Here is a 21689-nt window from a genome sequence, read left to right on the forward strand (position 1 = left end):
CCCATCTGCGCGCCGCCATCGCCGGCGAACTGCCGCCAGCGCCGCCGCTGGCGCGCAGCGTGCACGGCCACGAGATCGTCTTCGCCCGCCGCACGCTGACGCTGGACGCCACCGCGGCGGCCCGCATCGCCGCGACGCCGCTGGCGCGCGACCTGCCGCGCGCCGGCCAGCGCTTCGACGCCGGCGACCCGGTCTGCAGCCTGGCCGCCGCCGGCGCCGACGCGGCCGAGGTGCTGGCGCGCCTGGCGGCCGGCCGCGAGACCCTGCTCGAATTCCTGGAGAACCGATGAGCACCACCTCCCCCCTGCCGCTGGCCGGCTGCGCCATCGCGCTGAACGAACACGTGGCCGAAGCGGTCGAGCGCCTGTGCGCCGACGCCGCGACGCTGGGGCTGAAGATCTCGACGCTGGACGGCGGCGTGCGCCTGGTCGACGCCGGCATCGAAGCCCCGGGCAGCGTCGCCGCCGGGCTGCGCATCGCCGAGATCTGCATGGGCGGCCTGGGCGAGGCCACGCTGGTGCCGGGCAGCGACTGGCCTACCCAGGTGCAGGTGCGCAGCTCGATGCCGGTGCTGGCCTGCCTGGGCTCGCAGTACGCCGGCTGGAGCCTGGCCGCCAGCAAGGAAGAGACCGGCGGCAAGAAGTTCTTCGCGCTCGGCTCGGGCCCGGCACGTGCACTCGCGGCCAAGGAGCCGCTGTACGCCGAACTCGGCTGGCGCGACCAGGGCGCACGCGGCGTGCTGGTGCTCGAGGTCGACCGGCCGCCGCCGGCCGTCGTCGTCGACAAGATCCTGCGCGACTGCGCGCTCGCGCCCGAGGCGCTGACCCTCGTGCTGACGCCGACACGCAGCGCCGCCGGCACGACCCAGGTGGTGGCGCGTGTGCTCGAGGTCGCGCTGCACAAGGCGCACGAGCTGCACTTCGCGCTCGCCGACATCGTCGACGGCATCGGCTGGGCACCGCTGCCGGCGCCGCACCCCGACGCGGTCGAGGCGATGGGCCGCACCAACGACGCCATCCTCTACGGCGGCCGTGTCCAGCTGTCGGTGCGCGGCAGCGACGACGCCGCCCGGCTGCTGGCGCTGGCGCTGCCCTCACGCGGCTCGCGCGACTACGGCAAGTCCTTCGCCGAGACCTTCCGCGAGGCCGGCTTCGACTTCTACAAGATCGACCCGGCGCTGTTCGCGCCGGCCGAGGTCTGGGTCAGCAATCTCGACAGCGGCCGCAGCTGGCACGCCGGCGCGACCAACCCCGGACTGCTCGAGACGCTGTGGCTGGAGGCGCGCGCATGAGACCTCAGGACTTGTCCGGGGCTCATTCCCGCCTGGCGGGACCGGCCGGCGGGCCGAAGGGTGCTCCAGTGACGCTGGCCGCTCTAGCGCCAGGCCTGCGCGTCGCCATCTTCGCCGACGAGACCGGCTGGCACACGCGCCGGCTGCAGGCGGCGCTGCGCGCGCGCGGCGCCCACGGCCGCTGCGTCGACCTGGCCGACTGCCGCGTCGACACCACGGCCGCCTGGCACGGCCTGGTGATCCCGGGTTTCGGCCGCGAACTGCCCGACGCTGCGATCGTGCGCGGCATTGCCGGCGGCAGCTTCGAGCAGGTGACCAAACGCCTGGGCGTGCTGCATGCGCTGCGGGCGCTGGGCGTGCCGGTCTACAACGACGTGCGTGCGATCGAACGCAGCGTCGACAAGGCGATGACGACGCTGCTGCTGCACGCCGCCGGGCTGCCGACGCCGCCGACCTGGGCGATCGAGTCGCCGGTCGAGGCCCAGCGCATCGTGATGCGCGAGAGCGCCGCCGGCCACGCGCTGGTGCTGAAGCCGCTGTTCGGCTCGCAGGGCAAGGGGCTGCGACTCGTCGGCCGGGTCGACGGCTTCCACTGCGCGCTGCCCGACCTGGCGCACGGCTACGCCGGCCTGGCCTATCTGCAGCGCCACGTGCCGGCGCTGGGCGAGCCGGGTTTCGACTGGCGCGTGCTCGTCGTCGGCGGCCGCGCCGTCAGCGCGATGCGGCGCGTCAGCACGCACTGGATCCACAACGTCGCCCAGGGCGCGCGCTGCGAGCCGGCGGCGCTGGACGCCGATCTCGCGCGCCTGGCCGAAGCCGCGGCGCGCACGCTCGAACTCGACTACGCCGGCGTCGACATCATCCCCGCGGCCAGCGGCGCGCCGCTGCAGGTGCTGGAGGTCAACGGCGTCGCCGCCTGGCAGGGGCTGCAGCGCGTGACGCCCTTCGACATCGCCCAGGCCCTGGTCGACGACCTGCTGACGCGCCGGGTCGCGCCGCGGCACGAAGCGGCGGCGCGCAGCGCCTGAGCCCGGCAGGCCAGCATGAACAGCCGCGACGCCTTCGTGCTCGCCTGCACGCTGGACGTGGCAGTGCGCAAACCCGGCAACGTCAGCATGGCCTCGGCCGGGCACCACATGCAGGCGCAGCAGTTCCTCGCCGCCGCGGCCGCCGCCGCCGGGCCGGTGACGCAGCCGGGCGCCAGCGTCGGCACGCGCATCGAAGCCGCGGTGCGGGCCAGCCAGGCCGCCGCCGGCTGCAACACCAACCTCGGCATCGTGCTGCTGGCGGCACCGCTGGCGCGTGCCGCCGAAGCGCCGGGTGCGACCCGCTCGATGGCGGCGCTGGCCGACGCACTCGCCGGTGTGCTGGGTGCGCTCGACGTCGCCGACGCCACGCTCGCCTTCGCCGCGATCGCACACGCCAACCCGGGCGGCCTGGGCCAAGCGCCCGAACAGGACGTGCACAGCGCGCCCGAACTCGACCTGCGCGCGGCGATGGCGCTGGCCGCCGACCGCGACCGCATCGCCTGGCAGTACACCCGGGGCTTCGCCGACGTGCTCGAACTCGCGGGCCTGCTGCGTGTGGCCGGCGTGCCGCGCGCGGGTCTGCAGGCGCATGCGCCCGACGCGGCGACCACGGCCGCGGTGCAGCAGGTTTTTGTCGAATGCCTGGGGCGCTGGCCCGATTCACACATTGTTCGCAAACACGGCGCGGCCGTGGCACAGACTGTGTTGCACGCGGCGCAGCGCTGGCGCGGGCGTCCGGCACCCGACACCGACCCGGGCTTCGCCGCCTGGGACATTTCGCTGAAGTCCGCCGGGCTGAACCCGGGCACCAGCGCCGATCTGACGGTCGCCGCGCTGTTCACCGCCGCACTCCTGGGGGAAGGGCCCGGTCAGTGGCATGGAACGTGAGTGCAAAAGCCGGGCGGGCATGCCCACGGCCAGTACCCCCGCTGTTTCAACGAATCACTTCCTAGGAGACAAACCCCTCATGGCAAAGATCGATCGAATGATGGTCGGCGAATCCCTGGTCGGCGACGGCAACGAGGTCGCCCACATCGACCTGATCATCGGCCCGCGCGGATCCCCGGCGGAATCGGCGTTCGCCCACGCGCTGACGAACAACAAGGACGGTTTCACCTCGCTGCTGGCCGTCGTCGCGCCGAACCTGCTGACCAAGCCCGCCACCGTGATGTTCAACAAGGTGACGATCAAGGGCGCCAAGCAGGCGGTGCAGATGTTCGGCCCGGCGCAGCGCGGCGTCGCGCTGGCGGTGGCCGACAGCGTCGAGGACGGCACGATCCCGGCCGACGAGGCCGACAACCTGTTCATCTGCGTCGGCGTCTTCATCCACTGGCTCGCCGAGGACGACAAGAAGATCCAGGACTACAACTACCGCGCCACGCGCGAGTCGATCCAGCGCGCCGTCGCCGGCTCGCCGACCGCGGCCGAGGTTGTGGCGAAGAAGGGCACCGCCCAGCATCCCTTCGCAGCGGCCTGACCCCGCAGCACGCCACGAAGAAGGCCGCCCTCGGGCGGCCTTTTGCATGGTTTCGAGGGTCTCAGCGCCGCGCCGGCGCCAGCCCGGTGCCCAGCAGGTGCACGAGCGCGGCCGTGCGGTCGGGCGGCGGCGCGCGGCGTTCGATCTGCACGCCCACCGCCTGCACGTCGTCGAACTTGTGCGGCTTGGCGACCTTGACGCGCACCCAGGCGGCGCCGAACTCGTGGATCAGGATCCCGGCCACCGCCTCGGCGAAAGCCTCGAGCAGCTGCACCCGGTGCTCGGCCAGCAGGCGCAGCAGGCGCTCGCGCACGACGCCGTAGTGGATGGTGTCGGCGATGCGGTCGGTGTCGCAGGCGCGAAAACGCGGCACGCCGGCGTGCAGGTCGATCACCAGCGGCTGCGGCGCGTGCAGTTCGCCGTCGTCGATGCCGATCACGGTGCTGCCGGTGAAACCTTCGATGAAGACGATGTCCAGCGGCGCCGAACTCTCGGCATCGGCCTGCGGACGGGGGGCGGGCAGCGGCAGCATCGGCGGCGATCTCCGGGAAAACCAGTGTCGCTGTACCGGCTGCAAGTTGCAGGCCCGTTACCGGCGCCACCCGTGTTTTACCCGGTGACCGGGCACGGCCGACTGCCGAGAATGGGCCTTCAAAAACCGCGGCAGCGACCGCGGCACACCACGCGCCAGGAGACCAGCGCATGAGCCTCAGCTTGCGGGACGCCCACCGTCATGCCGACCGCATCCTCGAACGTGTACGCGGCGGCCTGCACGACGGCGACGAACTCGTCGCCCAGTCCTGGAACCGCTGCGTCAACGAACACCGGCTCGACCCGGCCGGCCGGCACCAGCCCGCCGTCGTCTCGCGTGTCGAACTCGAAGAACGCCGCGCGCGCCGCGCCGACGTCATCGCCTGCGCGCGCTACGAGATGACGACGCTGTTCCAGCAGCTCGCCGACACCGAGTCGGCGGTGGTGCTGACCGACACCGACGGCGTCATCGTGCACATGGTCTCGACACCCGAGTTCGGCACCGAGGTCGGCCCGCTGGGGCTGCGGGTCGGCGGGCGCTGGAGCGAAGCCGCCGCCGGCACCAACGGCATGGGCACCTGTCTGGCCGCGGCCGGGCCGGTGTCGGTGCGGCGCGAGGACCATTTCTTCCCCGAGTTCGCCCAGCTCACGTGTTCGGCGGTGCCGGTCTACGACCCGCAGGGCGAGATCGCCGCGGTGCTCGACGTCACCAGCCGGTCCAGCCTGATGCAGCAGCACCTGCTGGTGCTGCTGGGCATGACGGCCCGCATGATCGAGAACCGGCTGCTCGACGCACGCTTTCGCAACGCGCACCCGCTGCACTTCCACAGCCGGCCCGAGTTCGTCTACACGCTGCATGAAGGCAAGCTCGCGGTCGGCGACGACGGCCGCATCCTCGCGGCCAACCGCAGCGCGCTGTTCCAGCTCGGGCTGCAGGCCATGGACGAGGTGCGCGATCGCCGCATCGACGAACTCTTCGAAACCTCGCTCGAAGACATGCTGCAGCGCAGCAGCTCGGCTTCGTTCCACCCGGTGGTGATGTACCGCGCGAACGCGGCGCTGCGTTTCTTCGCCGTTGCGCGGCGTCCGGCAAGCGACGCCAAGGCGCCGGCGCGACCGGTGGCGCCGGCGGCCACCGCGGCGGCCAACCAGGTCGCGCTGCCGCGCCCGGCCGGCCGCGGCGCGGCCTCCTCCAGCGCCGCCACCTTCGGCGACCTGCGCCTGGTGCGCCACCTCGAGACCGCCCGCCGCGTCATCGCCCGCGGGACGCCGGTGCTGCTGTGCGGCGAGACCGGCTCGGGCAAGGAAGTGTTCGCCCGAGCGGTGCACGAAGCCAGCCCGCACGCCGGCGGCGCCTTCGTCGCCGTCAACTGCGCCAGCCTGCCCGAGACGCTGATCGAGAGCGAACTCTTCGGCTACCGCGCCGGCGCCTTCACCGGCGCCCAGCGCACCGGCCGCCGCGGCAAGATCCTGCAGGCCGATGGCGGCACGCTGTTCCTCGACGAGATCGCCGACATGCCGCTGGAGCTGCAGGCGCGGCTGCTGCGCGTGCTCGACGAGCGCCAGGTCACGCCGCTGGGCACCGAAGAGACGCAGCCGGTCGACTTCCAGCTCGTCAGCGCCAGCCACCGCCACCTGCCGACGCTGGTACGCGAAGGGCGCTTCCGCGAAGACCTGTACTACCGCCTGGCCGGCATCGAACTGGCGCTGCCGCCGCTGCGCGAGCGCAGCGACCGGCGCGAGCTGCTGCACGCGGTGCTGGCGGCCGAATCCGACGGCAGCAGCCAGCTTTCGCCCGACGCCGAACGCCTGCTGCTGGACTACGCCTGGCCCGGCAACGTGCGCCAGCTGCGCCACGTGATGCGCAGCGCCTGCGCGCTGGCCGACGGCCGGCCGATCACACGCGAGCACCTGCCGTCGCTGCACACGATGGCGGCACCGGCACCCGCACCGACGATGGTGGCGCTGCCGGCGGCCCCCGCGGCACCGGCCGAAGCGCCGCCCATCAAACTCAACCCGATCCAGGCGAACGAACGCCAGGTGCTGCTGCAACTGCTGGAGCAGCATCGCTGGAACGTCAGCAACGTCGCCAAGGCGCTCGATGTCAGCCGCAACACCTTGTACCGGAAACTGCACAAGCTCCACATCGAGGTCTCCCACCCCGATTGACGCGCTGGCCGCCGCCGCCGACGACGGCGACGACTTCGACAGCCCGCAGCCTGCACGTTCACGTTTCGCCTGGTGCCTGACCGGCTCCGGCCATTACCTCGAAGAATCGCTGGCGCTGGCCGCGCGGCTGCCACAGCTCGACCTGTTCCTGTCGCGCGCCGCCGAGGAAGTGCTGGCGATCTACAAGCTGCCGTTCGAGTCGCTGCGCGAGCGTTTCCCCCCGGGCCTGCGCATCGTGCGCGACAAGAGCGCGAGCGCGGTGCCGGTGGGCATGCTCTACACCGACGTCTATCACACGGTGGTGATCGCGCCGGCCACCAGCAACACCGTCGCCAAGTGCGCCTGGGGCATCAGCGACACGCTGCCGACCAACATGCTGGCGCAGGCCGGCAAGCTGGGCATTCCAGGCATCGTCTTCGCGTGCGACACCGAGCCGGTGGTCGTGACCAAGGCACCGCACGACTGGGTGACGCTGCGGCCGCGCCGCATCGAACTCGACAACGTCGAGCGCCTGCGCGCCATCGACCATTGCCAGGTGGTCGCGTCGCCGGCCGAACTCGAAGCGGCGCTGGCAGGGCGCTTGCAAGCGCTGGCGCTCGCATGGAACACATCCTCTTCCTGACCGGGCGCCTGGCCCAGCCGCAGCTCGAGAAGGTGCTGGCCTCGATGGCCGGCGCGCCCTTCACCTGGGAGGTGCGTGAACTCGGGCTGCAGGTCGCGGCGCTGATGACGGCCGAGATGATCGGCCGGCGCCTGCCGCCGCCGCTGGCCGACCGCGTCGTCGTGCCCGGCCGCTGCCGCGGCGACCTGGAGCCGGTGGCCGCCGGCCTGGGCCTGCCGGTCGAACGTGGGCCCGAGGAACTGAAGGACCTGCCGCGGTTCTTCGACCTCGAAGCCGCGCCGCCCGACCTGTCCGACCCCGGGCCGAAGATCTTCGCCGAGATCATCGACGCGCCGCGCCTGACGCTGGCGCAGATCGTCGAACGCGCGCGGGCGCTGGTGCAGGACGGCGCCGACGTCATCGACATCGGCTGCCTGCCGGCTACCCCCTTCCCGCAGCTGGAAGACGCGGTGCGCGCGCTCAAACGCGAGGGCATGTCGGTCAGCGTCGACTCGATGAACCCCGACGAGCTGCTGCGCGGCGGCCGTGCCGGCGCCGACTGGCTGCTGAGCCTGAACCTCGACACGCTGTGGATCGCCGACGAGGTGCCCTCGACCCCGGTGCTGGTGTCGCGCACGCCCGGCGACGAAGCCTCGCTGGACGCGGCGATCGAGGCGATGACGGCACGCGGCCGGCCTTTCCTGGCCGACCCCATCCTCGACCCCATCCCGTTCGGCTTCACCGCGTCCATCGTGCGCTACCACGGCCTGCGCCAGCGTTTTCCGCAGGCGCCCATCCTGATGGGCATCGGCAACCTGACCGAACTGACCGAAGCCGACACCAGCGGCATCAACGCGCTGCTGCTGGGCATCGCCGCCGAGCTCGACGTGGCCGCGGTGCTGACGACCCAGGTCAGCCCGCACGCGCGGCGTGCGGTGCGCGAAGCCGACTGGGCGCGCCGCATCATGCGTGCCGCGGTGCGCCAGCAGTCGCTGCCCAAAGGCCTGTCGGACGAGCTGACGACGGTGCACGAGCGCCGCCCCTTCCCCGACACGCCCGACGAGATCGCCGAGACCGCGGCGCGTGTGAAGGACCCGAACTTCCGCATCCAGGTCTCGGCCGAGGGCCTGCACGTCTACAACCGCGACGGCCTGCGCCAGGGCCGTGGCGCCTTCGAACTCTGGCCGCAGCTGGGGCTGGAAGGCGACGCCGCGCACGCCTTCTACATGGGCGTCGAACTGGCCCAGGCCGAGATCGCCTGGCGCCTGGGCAAACGGTATGTGCAGGACCAGCCGCTGGACTGGGGCTGCGCCGTCGAGCGTGCGCCGGCCCGCGACGCCGCCTGCGCGCCCGGCACCACCCGCACGAAACGATGAACGAAGCGATCTTTGAGACCGTCGTCACGACCGTCGACGCCAGCGGTGCGGCACACGTCGCGCCGATGGGCGTGCGCTACCGCGAGGGCCGCGTCGTGCTGATGCCGTTCCGGCCGTCGGCGACGCTGGACAACATCCTGGACACACGCCACGCGGTGCTGAACCTGGTCGCCGACGTGCGCATCTTCGCCGGCTGCGTCACCGGCCGCCGCGACTGGCCGCTGGAGCGCGCCGAACGAATCCGCGGTCTGCGGCTGGCGGCGGCATTGCGCCACGTCGAGCTGCGGCTGGAGCAGGCCGACGACGACGCCGAGCGCCCGTTGCTGACGCTGTTGCCGGTGCACGAAGCGACACACGCGCCCTTCGTCGGCCTGAACCGGGCCCAGGCCGCCGTCGTCGAGGCCGCGGTGCTGGTCAGCCGGCTGTTCATGCTGGCGCCGGAGAAGGTCGAGGCCGAGATGCGCTACCTGCAGATCGCCGTCGACAAGACCGCCGGCGCCGGCGAACTCGAGGCCTGGGGCTGGCTGCTCGACGCCGTCGCCACCTGGCGCAGCCGTACCGAGGCCGCCTGATGCGGCTGCTCGTCAGCGTTCGCGACCCGCACGAAGCCCGGCTCGCCGCCGCCGCCGGCGCCGACTTCGTCGACTGCAAGGAGCCGGCGGCCGGCGCGCTGGGCGCGCTGGCGCCGACGACGATCGCCGCCGTCGTGCGGACGCTCGCCGCGCAGCGTTTCGACGGCGCCACCAGCGCGACCATCGGCGACTGGCCGGCGACAGCGCTGCCGCAGGTGCTGGCACGCGTCGCCCAGGTCGCCGCCACCGGCATCGGTTTCGTCAAGGTCGGCGTCGAATCCGGCCCGGCAGCGCCGGCGCTGCTGCAGGCACTGGCCGGCTGCGGCCACGCCGTCGTGCCGGTCTTCGTCGCCGACCGCGGGCTGGATGCGGCGCTCACGCAGCGCGCGCTCGATCTCAGCTTCCCGGCGCTGATGGCCGACACCGCCGACAAACGTTCGGGCTCGCTGTTCGACGCCGTGCCGGCGGCCGAGCTGGCGGCCTTCGTCGCCGCGGCGCGTGCTGCCGGCGTGCCGGTCGGGCTGGCCGGGGCGCTGCGCAGCGCCGACCTGCCGCGGCTGCTGGCGCTGGCGCCCGACTTCGCGGGTTTCCGCAGCGCCGTCTGCGCCGGCGACCGCGCCGGCACGCTGGACGCAGCGCGTGTGCAGGCGCTGGCGCAGGCGCTGGGCCGGCCGGCGGCGTTAGCCGCGGCCGGCTGAACCAGGAGGCTGCGCGACAGAACCCGGCCGTGGCCGATGCCGCAGGATCAAGAGCGTGCCCGGGTCCGGCGTTCCAAGTGAGCAAAAGCGCGCCGGCTGAAAGCGGTACAGCCGTCGTCAGACTGGCTGGAGCCTCCCTCGCGGAGGGAGGCTGGACGGTGCGGTCGAACGAACTGGAGCACCCTCGCGGAGGGGGCTCGGGGGAGCCGTGCGTTCAACCGCAGGCTTGGAGTCGGGGCGGCTTGCCGCCGCCCCGACTCCTAGACGCCTACCGCGCGCCCTTCGTCCAGCAGCAGCGCGCGCATGCGCTCGAGCTCGGCGCGGTGCACGACGTCGATCGGGAAGGCCGCGTCCTTGGCGACCGTCGCGAACATGCCGTCGAGCACACCACGCTGACCCAGTTCGGCCAGCGTCGCCGCCGGGTCGACGGCGCAGGACTTGACGACCACCAGGCGCTCGGCGTTGAGCTTGCGCGCCAGGTCCAGCGCCAGGCTGTCGGAACTGGTCTCCCAGGTGGTCTGCGGCCCGGGTTTGTCGCGCACCCATTCGAGCGGCAGCCAGAGCGCGGTCTGCCCGGCGTGCAGCACGGCGCGGATCTGCGCCTTGCTCGCCGCCAGCCGCAGCCGCGGCTCCAGCGCCTGCGCCAGGTAAGCGGTCTGCGCCATCGCCAGCACCGCCATGTTGTGCGCCGGCAGGTCCTCGAACTGCCAGCGCGCCTGCGCGCGCCGCACCTGGTCGGCAAAACCGCCGCCGCCGCAGACCAGCGTGACGCGGCCGCCGCCGAGCTGGCTCAGCAGCGCCAGCCACTGCGGGAACAAGGCGTCGTCGATGACGCTGCCACCGAGCTTCACGACCCACATCGGCCGGCCTCCCGTTCGTACAGCGCCGCCACCGCCACCGCCGGTGCCGCGACCTGGGCCCAGGCCGCGGACTCGGCCGGCGCCTGTGGCGCCAGCGCCGCGACCGCGCCGACATAAGGCCGCACGCGCCAGCCCGGCGGCACGATCTCGGGCACGAGGAAGGCACCGCAGCCGGCCGCGACCGCGAGCGCGTCGCCCGGCAGACCGTTCGCGGCAGCGACCCGCGCCAACTGCCCACGCAGTTCGTCCAGTTGTTCGGCGCGCCAGGCGAGCGCGAAGCGGTCCCACTCGGCATCGTCGGCGTCGCGTGCGTCCAGGCCGATCATCCTGGCCAGCCGCGCGCGACTGCCGGCTTCGTCCTTGGCCGCGCCGTCGGCGGCCGGGTGCTGGTCGTGCGCCGGGTCGAGTTCGCCGCTGAGTCGGTAGACGTCGGCGGTGGTGGCGAAGAACTCGTTCATCACGTTCAGCGGCCGGCCGCGCCAGGGGATGCGCCGCGCCAGCGCACACAGCGGCGTGCGCACGACGCCGTGGTAGACCAGTTCGCCGCTGGCCAGGCGGTCGACGTCGCGCCGGCTGGCGCCGGCGACACGGCCGCCGCCGAAGGCGATCAGGTCGGTCGTCGTGCTGCCGATGTCGACCAGCAGCCCGGCTTCGGGCGCCAGCGCCGCGGCGGTGTGGCGCGCCGTCGCCAGCCAGTTGGCCGAGGCCACCGCGGGCCAGTTCGCGCCGGCGTCGCTGGCGCCGCACCAGCCTTCGCCGGCGAAAAACCGCGGCGCCGGCAGGCGCTCCGCCAGCCTCGCGGCGATGCGTGCGACGCCGTCTTCGCGGTGGGCGAAGCAGTCGGCCATCTCGCCGGTCATCGTCACCGCGTGTGCGGCCTGCGCCAGCCGCGGCCAACGCGCGAACGCGGCATCGAGCGCGATGTCCAGATGCTCCAGCCCCTTCCACAGCGGGCAGGGCCACTGGGCGACGTCGCGCACCTGGCCACCGGCCCAGCAAGCCGCCTTGACGTGGGCGCCGCCGATGTCCCAGCCGAACACCGCTTCAGGCATGCAGCGGCTCCCGGCGCGCGGCGAGGATCTCGGCCGCCAGGCAGCGGCCCAGGCGTTCGGACAGGCCGACGAAAGCGCAGGTGGTGCGCGGGTTGACCTCGATCGCCACCGGGCCCAGGCGCGCGTGCCAGACGAAGTCGACGCCGGCGAAACCCGAGAGCCCGGGGATCGCCGCGGCGACGCGCGCGGCCAGCGCCGCCAGCACGCCGCGGCGCGGGTCGGGCGGCGGCATGCAGTCCAGGTCGACACCGTCGTAGGCGACGCGGCCTTCGTCGTCGAGGCGGATGCGCTGGCGGTTCACCGACAGCAGCTCGGCCTGGCCGGCACGCGCCAGCAGCGACAGGCTCATCGCCTCGCCGTCGACCCAGGGTTCGATCCAGGCGCTGGCGCCGACGTCTTCGCGCCTCAGCACATCGCTGTCGGCGGCGGCGCGGCTGGCCCAGACCTGGGTCGCGACCGCGCCGGCGCCGTCGTCGGGTTTGACGACCCAGCGGGTCGCTTCGGCCGCCAGGTCGTGCGGCGTCGTGATGCCGTGGGCGCGCAGCCGCGCCAGCGTCGCACCCTTGCTCGAGCCAAGCGCGATCGCGGCGGCGTCGCAGCCCAGCCAGCGCGCGCGGCCGACGGCGGCCTGCATCGCGGCCAGCAGCCCGTCGGACTCGGGCGCGACCGCCCAGACCGCGTCGTGCAAAGCCGCCTGGCGCGCAACAAAAGCCTCGGGCGTCTCGCCGGGCCGCGCGCTGACCGCCCGGGTGCCCGGCGGCACCGGGCCGGCGGCGGCGCAGCTCGCCACCGTCACCGGGCCGATGCGGGCGCGTTGCAGGTCGCGTGCGATCGCGTCGCGCATCGCCAGCCCCATCGGCAACAGCGTCGCGCTGGCTGCCGGGTCGCCTTCGACGCTGCCGCCGCCGCTGAGATACTCGTAAACGAATATGCGTGTCATCACGCCACCTCGGTCCTTTCCCGGAGCCCTGCCATGCGGCTGATCCCCGTCGTCGATCTGATGCAGGGCGCGGCCGTTCGCGCCGAACGCGGCGAGCGCCAGGCGTACCGGCCGCTGGTGTCGCAGCTGGTGCCGGGGCACGACCCGGTGACGGTCGCGCTCGCCTTGTGCCGGCATTGCGCGTCCAACCTGCTGTACGTCGCCGACCTCGACGCCATCGTCGACGGCCGGCCGCAGCACGCGCTCATCGCGGCGCTGCTGGCGGCACTGCCCGGCACCGAACTCTGGCTCGACGCCGGTTTCACCGACGCCGACGCCGCCACCGCACTGCTGGCGCGCCTGGGCACCGCCGCGGCGCGTGTGCGGCCGGTGTTCGGCAGCGAGTCGCTGGCATCGGCCACGGCGCTGGAACGCTGCTTCGCCACCCCCGGCGCCGGCATCCTGTCGCTGGACCGGCGCGGCGCCACCCGGCTCGACGCCGCCGGCGCCTGGGACCGGCCGGCGCTGTGGCCGCAGCAGGTCATCGTGATGACGCTGGAGCGTGTCGGCAGCGGCGACGGGCCCGAGCTGCAGACGCTGCGCGCGCTGCAGGCGCGCTCGCCCGGCACCCGCTTCATCGGCGCCGGCGGCATACGCGACGCGGCCGACCTGGAACGGGCCCGCGCCGCCGGCGCCGACGCCTGGCTGGTCGCCAGCGCGCTGCACGACGGACGGCTGGCGCCGGTGGCATAGGCAGGGCGGATCGAGGCCGGCATGCGCCGGGTCGATCACGATTCGTGCCATGCGACGGCGCCGTGGGCAGGCTGGAACCGGCTGGCGCCCGCCCCACCGGCCCCGGCTGCGCCCCTCTCGGCGTTTACCCACCCCCGGCGCGACCACCCGGCCGGTGCCGCTCGGGCCTGCAACGCTGCGAAATGTGCGACACAGTGTTGCGCTTTTGGCTGCCCCGGGCCGGCAGCTCCCAGGCGGGCCGCGGTGGCACATCGATTGCGTGACGAGCCGCATGACCGACACCGTCGCGGCCACGCCGGCGTGGACCTGCCCTTTCTGCCCGCTCGCCTGCGACCACCTCGGCGTGCGTGTCGGCGCCGGCGACGAGGTGCTGGCGCTGGACGGCGGCGACTGCGCCCGTGCCAGCCGTCGGCTGGCCTCGTTCGCCAGCCGGCCGGTCGAGACCCGCGCCGAGATCGCCGGCCGCCCGGCATCGGCCGACGCCGCGCTCGCCGCCGCCGCGGCGCTGCTGGCCGGCGCCGCCCAGCCGCTGTTCGCCGGCCTGGGCTGCGACGTCGCCGGCGCCCGTGCGCTCTACCCCTTGGCCTGCGCCACCGGCGCGGTCACCGACGCCGCCGGCGGCGAGGCGCTGTTCGCGGGCCTGCGGGCGCTGCAGGACCGCGGCCAGTTCACGACCACGCTGGGCGAGCTGCGCACGCGCGCCGACCTGATCGTCTTCGTCGGCGGCCTGCCGGTCGAGCTGGCACCGCTGATCGCCGAGCGCTGCGGCCTGGGCGACGCCGGGCGCCCGCAGCGCCACGTCGTCGCGCTGGCGCCGCCCGGCGGCCACGACCCGGCGCTGGCGGCCTGGGCATCCGAGCAGGTGACGGTCGAGACCGTGGCCGCGGAAGACGGCGAGGACCTCGCCGCGACGCTGCAGCGCCTGCTGACGCGGGTGCCGCGGCCGCAGACCGACGACAACAGCCCGCTGTCGGCCCTGGCCACGCGCCTGCGAGCCGCGCATTACGCGGTCTTCGTCGGCGCCCCGGCGCTGCTGGCGCCGCAGGCGGCGCTGGCGATCGAAGCGGTGCACGCCATCGTCGGCCACCTGAACCGCAAGACACGCGCCGCGGCGCTGTGGATAGGCGGCGGCGACGGCGCCGCCACCGCCAACCAGGTCTTCACCTGGCTCTCGGGCCTGCCGCTGCGCACCCGCGCCAGCGCGCTCGGCCTGGAGCACGAACCCTTTCTCTACGCCACCGATCGCCTGCTGGCCGACGGCGCGGTCGACGCGCTGCTGTGGGTATCGAGCTGGGACGCCGAAGCCGTACCACCGCCTACCGACTTGCCGACCGTCGTGCTCGGCCACCCCGCCCAGGCTGCCGCCTGGCGCCGCGAGGGCTGCGTCTTCATCCCCGTCAGCACCCCCGGCATCGCCGACGACGGCCACCTGTTCCGCACCGACGGCACGGTGCTGATGCCGCTGCATGCGGTACGCCCCGACGCGCTGCCTTCGGTCGCCAAGATCGCCCAGGCTTTGCTGCAGGCGGTGCTGGAGGCGCGGCGGTGACCGCATCCACGCACACGCTGTACAGCCGGCGCGAGAGTCGGCCGCAGGAACACGTCAGCGAGCATTGGCGCGAGAGCCGACCGTTGGAACACGTCCGTGAACAACGGCGCAAGAGGCAGCGGCTGGAACACGTCCGCGAGCAACGGCGCGAGAGCCGACCGGCGGGGCGTGCCCCTGCGTTCATGTCCCCCGGGCGGGCTGCGCCCGCCCTCCTCCTAATACTTCACTCCGGGACACGCCCCACCGGCCGGCTCCGAGACGAAGGCGGCGCACCACCCGTTGCACGCCACCTCGGGTGGGGGCCGCGGGCGTCGGGTGGCCGGTGGAGTGAAGTATTAGGAGGAGGCCCGGCTTGCCGGGCCGGGGGACATGAACGGAACCGGCCACCCGGCGGCCGCGGCTCGCCGAAGCCTCCGCACGCCGGCATTTCCCTCACCACGACCGCCACGCGCAAACCGCTGGAGCACGCTCGCGAACAAGGGCGCAAGAGGCAGCCGCTGGAACACGCCCGCGAGCAGCGGCGCAAGAGCCAGCCGCTGGAACACGTCCGCGCGCAGCGGCGCGAGAGCCGACCGGCGGGGCGTGCCCCTGCGTTCATGTCCCCCGGGCGGGCTGCGCCCGCCCTCCTCCTAATACTTCACTCCGGGACACGCCCCACCGGCCGGCTCCGAGACGAAGGCGGCGCACCACGCGCGGTACGCCACCGCCGGTGGGGGCCGCGGTCGTCGGGTGGCCGGTGGAGTGAAGTATTAGGAGGAGGCCCGGCTTGCCGGGCCGGGGGACATGAACGGAACCGGCCACCCGGCGGCCGCGGCTCGCCGCAGCTTGCGCACGCCGGCCGCTCCCTCTCCCCGATCGCCACGCGCAAACCGCTGAAGCAAGCTCGCGAACAAGAGCGCAAGAGGCTGCCGCAGGAACACGCCCGCGAACAGCGGCGCAAGAGCCAGCCGCTGGAACACGTCCGCGCGCAGCGGCGCGAGAGCCGACCGGCGGGGCGTGCCCCTGCGTTCATGTCCCCCGGGCGGGCTGCGCCCGCCCTCCTCCTAATACTTCACTCCGGGACACGCCCCACCGGCCGGCTCCGAGACGACGCTTGCGCACCACGCGTGGCACGCCACCTCGGGTGGGGGCCGCGGGCGTCGGGTGGCCGGTGGAGTGAAGTATTAGGAGGAGGCCCGGCTTGCCGGGCCGGGGGACATGAACGGAACCGGCCACCCGGCGACCGCGGCTCGCTGCAGCCTGCGCACGCCGGCCACTCCCTCACCCCGATCGCCACGCGCAGACCGCTGGAACACGCCGGCGCAGGACAGGCAGCAATGGCACTCCCCGGGAACCCACGATGAGCAGCGTCCTGATCCGCAACGGCCGCGTCATCGACCCGGCGAATCCCGGCAGCGGCACGGTACGCGACATCGGTCTGGTCGACGGACGCATCAGCGAGCCGATACCCGGCGGCCGCTACGACGAGACCGTCGACGCGGCCGGCTGCGTCGTGATGGCCGGCGGCATCGACCTGCACACGCACATCGGCGGCGGCAAGGTGAACCTGGCGCGGCTCCTGATGACCGACGACCACCGCGCCGAAGCCGGGCCGATCGCGCTGCCGACCAACGACCTGGAACTGCCGTCCTGCGGCCAGTGCGCGCCCGGCACGCTGGCCACCGCCTACCGCTACGTCGAGATGGGCTACACCGCCGCGTTCGAGCCGGCGATGGTGCCCAGCAACGCACGCCACGCCCACATGGAGATGGGCGACATGCCGGTGCTGGACCACGGCGCCTACGTGATGCTGGGCAGCGACGAGCTGATGCTGGAGCTGCTGGCCACCGGCGGGCCCGAGGCGCGCAACTTCGCCCAGATCCGCGACTACGTCGCCTGGACCGTCAACGCCAGCAAGGCGATGGGCGTGAAGGTCGTCAACCCGGGCGGCATCTCGGCCTTCAAGTTCAACCAGAGAAAGCTCGACGTCGACGAGCCCCACGTGCACTGGGGCGTGACGCCGCGCCAGGTGGTGCGCACGCTGGCGCGCGCGGTGCACGAACTGGGCATGGCGCACCCGCTGCACATCCACGGCAGCAACCTGGGCGTGGCCGGCAACATCGTGTCGACGCTGGAGACCATCCAGGCGCTCGAAGGCCTGCCGGCGCACCTGACGCACGTGCAGTTCCACGCCTATGGCACCGAGGGGCCGAAGAAGTTCTCGTCGGCGGCGCTGGAGCTGGCCGAGGCGGTGAACGGCAACCCGAACGTCAGCATCGACGTCGGCCAGGTGATCTTCGGCCAGACCGTCACCGCCTCCGGCGACACGATGCGCCAGCACGCGCAGTCGGCACTGGCCTCGCCGCGCAAATGGGTCGGCGCCGACATCGAATGCACCGCAGGATGCGGCGTCGTGCCTTTCCGCTACCGCGAGCAGAGCTACGTCAACGCGCTGCAGTGGGTCATCGGGCTCGAGCTCTTCCTGCTGGTGAAGAACCCCTGGCAGGTGGTGCTGACCACCGACCACCCCAACGGCGGCCCGTTCACGCACTACCCGCATCTGATCCGGCTGCTGATGGATCGCTCGTTCCGCGACGAGCAGATCGCCCGCCTGCACCCCGAGGTGGCGGCGAACTGCGCGCTGCGTTCGATGACACGCGAGCTGACGCTGGACGAGATCGCGGTGCTGACGCGCGCCGGCCCGGCGCGGCTGCTGGGGCTCACGGACCGCGGCCACCTGGGCGCCGGCGCCGCGGCCGACGTCGCCGTCTACCGCGACCAGGCCGACCGCGAGGCGATGTTCGCGACGCCCGAGCAGGTCTACAAGGACGGCGTCGAAGTCGCACGCGCCGGGCGCATCGTCGCGCTGCCGACCGGCGGCGTGCACTTCGTCGAACCCGGCTACGACCCCATCATCGAGAAGACGCTGCGCCGCCACTGGGACCACAACGCCTCGATGCGTTTCGAGCACGTCGCGATCTCGCACGACGAACTCTGCCGCTGCAGCTGCGGCGGCCGGCTGCTGCCGGCGGCGCTGTTCGAAAGGGAAAGCTCGTGAGCGCCGCCGTCGTGCACAACGGCGTCGCCATCGACGCCACCTTCGCCGAAGCCTTCCCGATGAAGGCCACACGCATCGTCGTCACCGCGCACACGCCGCACTGGGCCGAGCAGGCGGGGCTGGCGGCCACCGGTTTCGCCACCTCGGTCATCGGCTGCGGCTGCGAAGCCGGCATCGAACGCCGGCTCGCGCCCGACGAAACTCCCGACGGCCGCCCCGGCGTCGCGCTGCTGCTGTTCGCGATGTCGGGCAAGGAGCTGGCCAAACAGCTGGAACGCCGCGTCGGCCAGTGCATCCTGACCTGCCCGACGACGGCGGTCTACGCGGGACTGGCCGACGGCGAACCGGCGGCGCTGGGCCGGAACCTGCGCTTCTTCGGCGACGGCTGGCAGATCGCCAAGCAGATCGCCGGCCGGCGCCACTGGCGCGTGCCGGTGATGGACGGCGAGTTCGTCGCCGAGGAGAGCACCGCCGTCGTCAAGGCCGTCGGCGGCGGCAACCTGCTGCTGCTGGCGCGCGACACCGACAGCGCGCTCGCCGTCGCCGAAGCCGCCGTGCACGCGATGCGGCGTGTGCCCAACGTCGTGATGCCCTTCCCCGGCGGCGTCGTGCGTTCGGGCTCCAAGGTCGGCAGCAAGTACCCGGCGCTGTCGGCGTCGACCAACGACGCCTTCTGCCCGTCGCTGGTCGGACTCGTGCCCCGGACCGAACTGACGCCGGAGGTGGGCTGCGTGCTCGAGATCGTCATCGACGGCCTGAGCGCGGGCGACGTCGCCGCGGCGATGAAAGCCGGGCTCGACGCCGGCATCGCCATCGGCGCCGACGGCGGCCTGCTGCGCATCTCGGCCGGCAACTACGGCGGCAAGCTCGGGCCCTTCCACTTCCATCTGCACGAGCTGCTGGCCGGAGGTGCACGATGAGCGGCTGGACGCTGACGCTGCGCCGGCCGCCGCCGCTGCGCCTGGACCTGCGCACGCTGCAGCCCGCGGCGCTGGCGGCGCTGGGCGCGGCCGAGATCGAACGCCTGCCGCTGGGCCACGGCCGCGGCACGCTGGCGCTGGCCGAGTGTTTCGAGCTCGCGCCGCGCAGCGACGACACGCTGGTGATCGCCGGCGACTGCGGCCGCTGCGACCGCCTGGGCTGGCAGATGGACGGCGGCCGGCTGCTGGTCGACGGCCCGGCGGGCGACTACGCCGGCGCCGGCCTGCGCGCCGGCGAGCTGCGCGTGCTGGGGCCGGCCGGTGCACTGGCCGGCTGCGAGATGCGCGGCGGCACGCTCGACGTGCACGGCTCGGTCGGCGACTTCGCCGCCGCCGCGCTGCCCGGCAGCCTGGACGGCATGCGCGGCGGCACGCTGCTCGTGCGCGGCAACGCCGGCGAACGCCTGGCCGACCGTCTGCGCCGCGGCAGCGTCATCGTCTTCGGCGACGCCGGCGACTGGGCCGCCTCGCGGCTGGTGGCCGGCACGCTGGCGGTGGCCGGCCGGGTCGGCGCACACGCCGGCTACGGCATGCGCCGCGGCAGCGTCGTCGTGATGGGAGACCCCGACGCCGGCCCGCCCGCCGCCAGCTTCGTGCCGGCACAGGACGACGTGACGGTATTCTGGCGTTTGCTCGCCCGCGACCTGGCCCGCCACGGCGGCGCTTTCGCCGAACTGCCCCGGCGCCGCATCGTGCGCCACCGCGGCGACCTCGCCGCCGGCGGGCTGGGCGAATGGATCGTCCCGCGCTGAACCGTTTTGCCACCACCCGCGAGAACCACGATGCCCCGCGACTACCTCTTCCACGCCGGCGAAGCCACCGTGCTGGCCCGGGACGGCCAGTTCACCGACGCGATGCCCGAGATCCTGATCGGCCGCAGCGACGGCCCGGTCGGCCAGGCCTTCGCCAACATGATGGCGCAGAGCAAGGGCCACACGGCGATGTTCGTGATCCGCGCCTGCAACCAGCTCGTGCGGCCGGCGACGATCATGGTGCCCAAGGTGACGCTGAAGGACAGCGCCAACATCGAACTCTTCGGCGGCGTCGTGCAGAGCGCCACCGCCGACGCGGTGGTCGACTGCCTGATCGAGAACGTGATCCCGCGCGAGCTGGCCAACGAGCTCTGCATCGTCAGCCTGGTCTGGATAGACCCGCGCTGCGCCCAGGACCCGAACCTGGACAAGCGCGACATGTACCGCACCAACTACGAGGCGACGAAACTGGCGATCCAGCGGGCGTTGAACAACGAGCCGTCGGTGGAGGAGCTCATCGCGAACCGCCACAAGATCAAACACGACATGGACGACTGGTCATGACGGCTACCGGACCCCGTACCTGAGCCCACGATGAACGAGGTCTGCGCCCTGCTCGACGACCGCGACGCCACGGCGGCGTCGCCCACGAGCCGGCTCTACACCGGCTTCGTGCGCGAGCACCGCTGCACCGACCCGGCGACGCTGGACGCGACCTGGGACGCGGTCGCGGCCGACCAGCGCGCCGGGCTGCACGCGCTGCTGCTGGCCGACTACGAGTGGGGCGCGAAGCTGCAGCGTGCCGGCACGGCACGGCTGGACGCCGGCGACACCTCCAGCCTGCGTGTGCTGATGTTCCGCCGGCTGGACCGGCTGTCGCGCACGCAGGCCGACACCTGGCTCGCCGCCCAGCCCGGCGCCGACGATGCCGCCGGCGTCGGCAGGCTCGAACCCAGCGTCACCCGCGCCGACTTCCGCGCCGCGATCGCACGCATCCACGACGCTATTGCGGCCGGCGAGACCTACCAGGTCAACTACACCTACCGCCTGCACGGCCGCGCCTGGGGCGCGCCGGTGGCGCTGTACCGCGCGCTGCGTGCGCGCCAGCCGGTGGCTTACGGCGCCTATGTCGTGCTGCCGCCGGGCGGACCGGCGACGCATGTGCTGTCGTGTTCGCCCGAACTCTTCGTGCGTCACGAGGCGGGTGCCGTCACCGCGCGGCCGATGAAAGGCACGGCCGCGCGCACCGGCGCGCCCGAAGGCGACAGCGAGACCGCGCGGCTGCTGTCGCTGGACGTCAAGAACCGCGCCGAGAACCTGATGATCGTCGACCTGCTGCGCAACGACCTCGGCCGTGTCGCCGAGATCGGCTCGGTCCAGGTGCCGGCGCTGTTCTCGATCGAGCCCTATGCGACGGTGTTCCAGATGACCTCGACGGTGCAGGCGCGGCTGCGGCCCGAGATCGGCCCGGCGGCGCTGCTGCGTGCGATCTTCCCCTGCGGCTCGATCACCGGCGCGCCCAAGCTGCAGACGATGGGCCTGATCGCCGCGCTGGAGACGACAGCGCGCGGCCTGTACTGCGGCGCGATCGGCTGGCTGGACGCGCCGCCGCCCGGGCGGGCGTTCGGCGATCTGTGCTGGTCGGTCGCGATCCGCACGCTCGTGCTGGCCGCGCCCGGGCCCGACGGCACACGCGCGCTGACGCTGGGTGTCGGCGCCGGCATCGTGCAGGACAGCCGCGCCGACGACGAATACGACGAGTGCCTGCTGAAGGCGCGTTTCCTCACCGGGCTGGACCCGGGTTTCGAGCTGATCGAGACCGTGCGCGCCGATGGCGACGGGCGCATGCCGCTGCTCGAAGGCCACCTCGCCCGCCTGAGGGCCAGCGCCGAAGGGCTGGGGTTTGCGCTCGACCCGGACGCGGCGCGGCGTGCACTCGAAGCCGCCGCGGCTGCCGGCGGGGGCCTCGCCCAGCGCCTGCGGCTGACGCTGGCGCACGACGGCCGGCTGGCGCTCGTGCGCGCGCCGCTGGCGCCGCTGCCGC

Annotated in this window: 20 protein-coding genes and 1 pseudogene; 17 read left to right on the plus strand and 4 right to left on the minus strand. The window is 73.4% G+C overall.

Annotation, left to right across the window (positions count from 1 at the left end):
- The 5 genes and pseudogenes from CKO43_RS19735 to fae (CKO43_RS19755) form a co-directional block, all read left to right on the plus strand.
- Positions 1–290 (plus strand): annotated as a pseudogene (locus CKO43_RS19735) (ATP-grasp domain-containing protein); the annotation flags it as partial.
- Complete coding sequence (mch, locus tag CKO43_RS19740; protein ID WP_200379685.1) at positions 287–1291, plus strand: methenyltetrahydromethanopterin cyclohydrolase; 1005 nt, start codon at positions 287–289, stop codon at positions 1289–1291. The pseudogene CKO43_RS19735 and the gene mch, both read left to right, overlap by 4 nt.
- 95 nt (positions 1292–1386) lie before the next feature.
- Positions 1387–2319 carry an ATP-grasp domain-containing protein gene (locus CKO43_RS19745; RefSeq protein ID WP_242481248.1) on the plus strand — a complete coding sequence of 311 codons (933 nt, stop codon included), beginning with the start codon at positions 1387–1389 and terminating at the stop codon, positions 2317–2319.
- 15 nt (positions 2320–2334) lie between these two features.
- On the plus strand, positions 2335–3207 hold the full coding sequence (locus CKO43_RS19750) for a triphosphoribosyl-dephospho-CoA synthase (protein WP_200379687.1): 873 nt from the start codon (positions 2335–2337) through the stop codon (positions 3205–3207).
- A gap of 79 nt (positions 3208–3286) precedes the next feature.
- A complete protein-coding gene (gene fae, locus CKO43_RS19755; protein ID WP_200226145.1) occupies positions 3287–3796 on the plus strand; it encodes a formaldehyde-activating enzyme in 510 nt (169 codons plus the stop codon).
- A 61-nt stretch (positions 3797–3857) separates the two neighbouring features.
- Here the strand turns inward: fae (CKO43_RS19755) and CKO43_RS19760 are convergent, their stop codons facing one another.
- Positions 3858–4328 (minus strand): dihydroneopterin aldolase, encoded by a 471-nt coding sequence (locus tag CKO43_RS19760; protein WP_200379688.1) that lies wholly within the window; start codon positions 4326–4328, stop codon positions 3858–3860.
- Positions 4329–4498: 170 nt separating this feature from the next.
- Between CKO43_RS19760 and CKO43_RS19765 the strand changes: the two genes are divergently transcribed.
- The 5 genes from CKO43_RS19765 to CKO43_RS19785 are packed head-to-tail and all read left to right on the plus strand — an operon-like array spanning position 4499 to position 9743.
- On the plus strand, positions 4499–6496 hold the full coding sequence (locus tag CKO43_RS19765) for a sigma-54-dependent Fis family transcriptional regulator (protein WP_200226151.1): 1998 nt from the start codon (positions 4499–4501) through the stop codon (positions 6494–6496).
- Positions 6429–7118: a flavoprotein gene (locus CKO43_RS19770; protein ID WP_200226154.1), complete on the plus strand. Its 690-nt coding sequence runs from the start codon at positions 6429–6431 to the stop codon at positions 7116–7118. The genes CKO43_RS19765 and CKO43_RS19770 overlap by 68 nt, the downstream gene beginning before the upstream one ends.
- Positions 7097–8473, plus strand: coding sequence for a DUF6513 domain-containing protein (locus CKO43_RS19775; protein WP_200379689.1), 1377 nt, complete (start codon positions 7097–7099; stop codon positions 8471–8473). Before CKO43_RS19770 ends, CKO43_RS19775 begins: the two co-directional genes overlap by 22 nt.
- Positions 8470–9045 (plus strand): DUF447 domain-containing protein, encoded by a 576-nt coding sequence (locus CKO43_RS19780; RefSeq protein ID WP_200226158.1) that lies wholly within the window; start codon positions 8470–8472, stop codon positions 9043–9045. The genes CKO43_RS19775 and CKO43_RS19780 overlap by 4 nt, the downstream gene beginning before the upstream one ends.
- Positions 9045–9743, plus strand: a complete 699-nt coding sequence (locus CKO43_RS19785; protein WP_200226160.1) for a (5-formylfuran-3-yl)methyl phosphate synthase — start codon at positions 9045–9047, stop codon at positions 9741–9743. The genes CKO43_RS19780 and CKO43_RS19785 overlap by 1 nt, the downstream gene beginning before the upstream one ends.
- Positions 9744–10003: 260 nt before the next feature.
- Here CKO43_RS19785 and CKO43_RS19790 read toward each other — a convergent pair whose 3' ends face one another.
- The 3 genes from CKO43_RS19790 to CKO43_RS19800 are packed head-to-tail and all read right to left on the minus strand — an operon-like array spanning position 10004 to position 12595.
- A complete protein-coding gene (locus CKO43_RS19790) occupies positions 10004–10603 on the minus strand; it encodes an amino acid kinase family protein (protein ID WP_200226163.1) in 600 nt (199 codons plus the stop codon).
- The gene (locus tag CKO43_RS19795) at positions 10591–11655 is read right to left on the minus strand and encodes a hydantoinase/oxoprolinase family protein (protein ID WP_200226165.1); all 1065 of its coding nucleotides are present in this window, start codon (positions 11653–11655) and stop codon (positions 10591–10593) included. The genes CKO43_RS19790 and CKO43_RS19795 overlap by 13 nt, the downstream gene beginning before the upstream one ends.
- Entirely contained in the window at positions 11648–12595 is a 948-nt protein-coding gene (locus CKO43_RS19800; RefSeq protein ID WP_200226167.1) for an ATP-grasp domain-containing protein, read from the minus strand. Before CKO43_RS19800 ends, CKO43_RS19795 begins: the two co-directional genes overlap by 8 nt.
- Positions 12596–12628: 33 nt before the next feature.
- On the opposite strand from CKO43_RS19800, the gene CKO43_RS19805 reads away from it, so the two are divergent.
- The 7 genes from CKO43_RS19805 to pabB all read left to right on the plus strand — a co-directional run.
- Positions 12629–13327 carry a HisA/HisF-related TIM barrel protein gene (locus CKO43_RS19805; protein WP_200226169.1) on the plus strand — a complete coding sequence of 233 codons (699 nt, stop codon included), beginning with the start codon at positions 12629–12631 and terminating at the stop codon, positions 13325–13327.
- Positions 13328–13598: 271 nt separating this feature from the next.
- Entirely contained in the window at positions 13599–14876 is a 1278-nt protein-coding gene (locus CKO43_RS19810; RefSeq protein ID WP_200379690.1) for a molybdopterin-binding domain-containing protein, read from the plus strand.
- A gap of 1339 nt (positions 14877–16215) precedes the next feature.
- Positions 16216–17913 (plus strand): formylmethanofuran dehydrogenase subunit A, encoded by a 1698-nt coding sequence (locus CKO43_RS19815; protein ID WP_200379691.1) that lies wholly within the window; start codon positions 16216–16218, stop codon positions 17911–17913.
- A complete protein-coding gene (fhcD, locus tag CKO43_RS19820) occupies positions 17910–18833 on the plus strand; it encodes a formylmethanofuran--tetrahydromethanopterin N-formyltransferase (RefSeq protein ID WP_200379692.1) in 924 nt (307 codons plus the stop codon). The genes CKO43_RS19815 and fhcD overlap by 4 nt, the downstream gene beginning before the upstream one ends.
- Positions 18830–19645, plus strand: a complete 816-nt coding sequence (locus CKO43_RS19825; protein WP_200379693.1) for a formylmethanofuran dehydrogenase subunit C — start codon at positions 18830–18832, stop codon at positions 19643–19645. The genes fhcD and CKO43_RS19825 overlap by 4 nt, the downstream gene beginning before the upstream one ends.
- Before the next feature lie 30 nt (positions 19646–19675).
- Positions 19676–20209: a formaldehyde-activating enzyme gene (gene fae, locus CKO43_RS19830; RefSeq protein ID WP_200379694.1), complete on the plus strand. Its 534-nt coding sequence runs from the start codon at positions 19676–19678 to the stop codon at positions 20207–20209.
- Between the two features lie 30 nt (positions 20210–20239).
- On the plus strand, positions 20240–21689 hold a 1450-nt coding region (pabB, locus tag CKO43_RS19835), incomplete at its 3' end, for an aminodeoxychorismate synthase component I (protein ID WP_200379695.1).

This window comes from Rubrivivax gelatinosus (assembly GCF_016583785.1).
Lineage (GTDB): Bacteria > Pseudomonadota > Gammaproteobacteria > Burkholderiales > Burkholderiaceae_C > Rubrivivax > Rubrivivax gelatinosus_B.

Bases quoted from the DNA above. Each gene is read 5' to 3' on its own strand.
- CKO43_RS19810 (WP_200379690.1), top strand. From the start codon at position 13,599: ATGACCGACACCGTCGCGGCCACGCCGGCGTGGACCTGCCCTTTCTGC.
- CKO43_RS19770 (WP_200226154.1), top strand. From the start codon at position 6,429: ATGTCAGCCGCAACACCTTGTACCGGAAACTGCACAAGCTCCACATCG.
- CKO43_RS19765 (WP_200226151.1), top strand. From the start codon at position 4,499: ATGAGCCTCAGCTTGCGGGACGCCCACCGTCATGCCGACCGCATCCTC.
- CKO43_RS19790 (WP_200226163.1), bottom strand. From the start codon at position 10,603: ATGTGGGTCGTGAAGCTCGGTGGCAGCGTCATCGACGACGCCTTGTTC.
- CKO43_RS19795 (WP_200226165.1), bottom strand. From the start codon at position 11,655: ATGCCTGAAGCGGTGTTCGGCTGGGACATCGGCGGCGCCCACGTCAAG.
- fae (WP_200226145.1), top strand. From the start codon at position 3,287: ATGGCAAAGATCGATCGAATGATGGTCGGCGAATCCCTGGTCGGCGAC.
- CKO43_RS19825 (WP_200379693.1), top strand. From the start codon at position 18,830: ATGAGCGGCTGGACGCTGACGCTGCGCCGGCCGCCGCCGCTGCGCCTG.
- CKO43_RS19805 (WP_200226169.1), top strand. From the start codon at position 12,629: ATGCGGCTGATCCCCGTCGTCGATCTGATGCAGGGCGCGGCCGTTCGC.
- CKO43_RS19775 (WP_200379689.1), top strand. From the start codon at position 7,097: ATGGAACACATCCTCTTCCTGACCGGGCGCCTGGCCCAGCCGCAGCTC.
- CKO43_RS19760 (WP_200379688.1), bottom strand. From the start codon at position 4,328: ATGCTGCCGCTGCCCGCCCCCCGTCCGCAGGCCGATGCCGAGAGTTCG.
- fae (WP_200379694.1), top strand. From the start codon at position 19,676: ATGCCCCGCGACTACCTCTTCCACGCCGGCGAAGCCACCGTGCTGGCC.
- mch (WP_200379685.1), top strand. From the start codon at position 287: ATGAGCACCACCTCCCCCCTGCCGCTGGCCGGCTGCGCCATCGCGCTG.
- CKO43_RS19750 (WP_200379687.1), top strand. From the start codon at position 2,335: ATGAACAGCCGCGACGCCTTCGTGCTCGCCTGCACGCTGGACGTGGCA.
- CKO43_RS19815 (WP_200379691.1), top strand. From the start codon at position 16,216: ATGAGCAGCGTCCTGATCCGCAACGGCCGCGTCATCGACCCGGCGAAT.
- CKO43_RS19785 (WP_200226160.1), top strand. From the start codon at position 9,045: ATGCGGCTGCTCGTCAGCGTTCGCGACCCGCACGAAGCCCGGCTCGCC.
- CKO43_RS19780 (WP_200226158.1), top strand. From the start codon at position 8,470: ATGAACGAAGCGATCTTTGAGACCGTCGTCACGACCGTCGACGCCAGC.
- CKO43_RS19800 (WP_200226167.1), bottom strand. From the start codon at position 12,595: ATGACACGCATATTCGTTTACGAGTATCTCAGCGGCGGCGGCAGCGTC.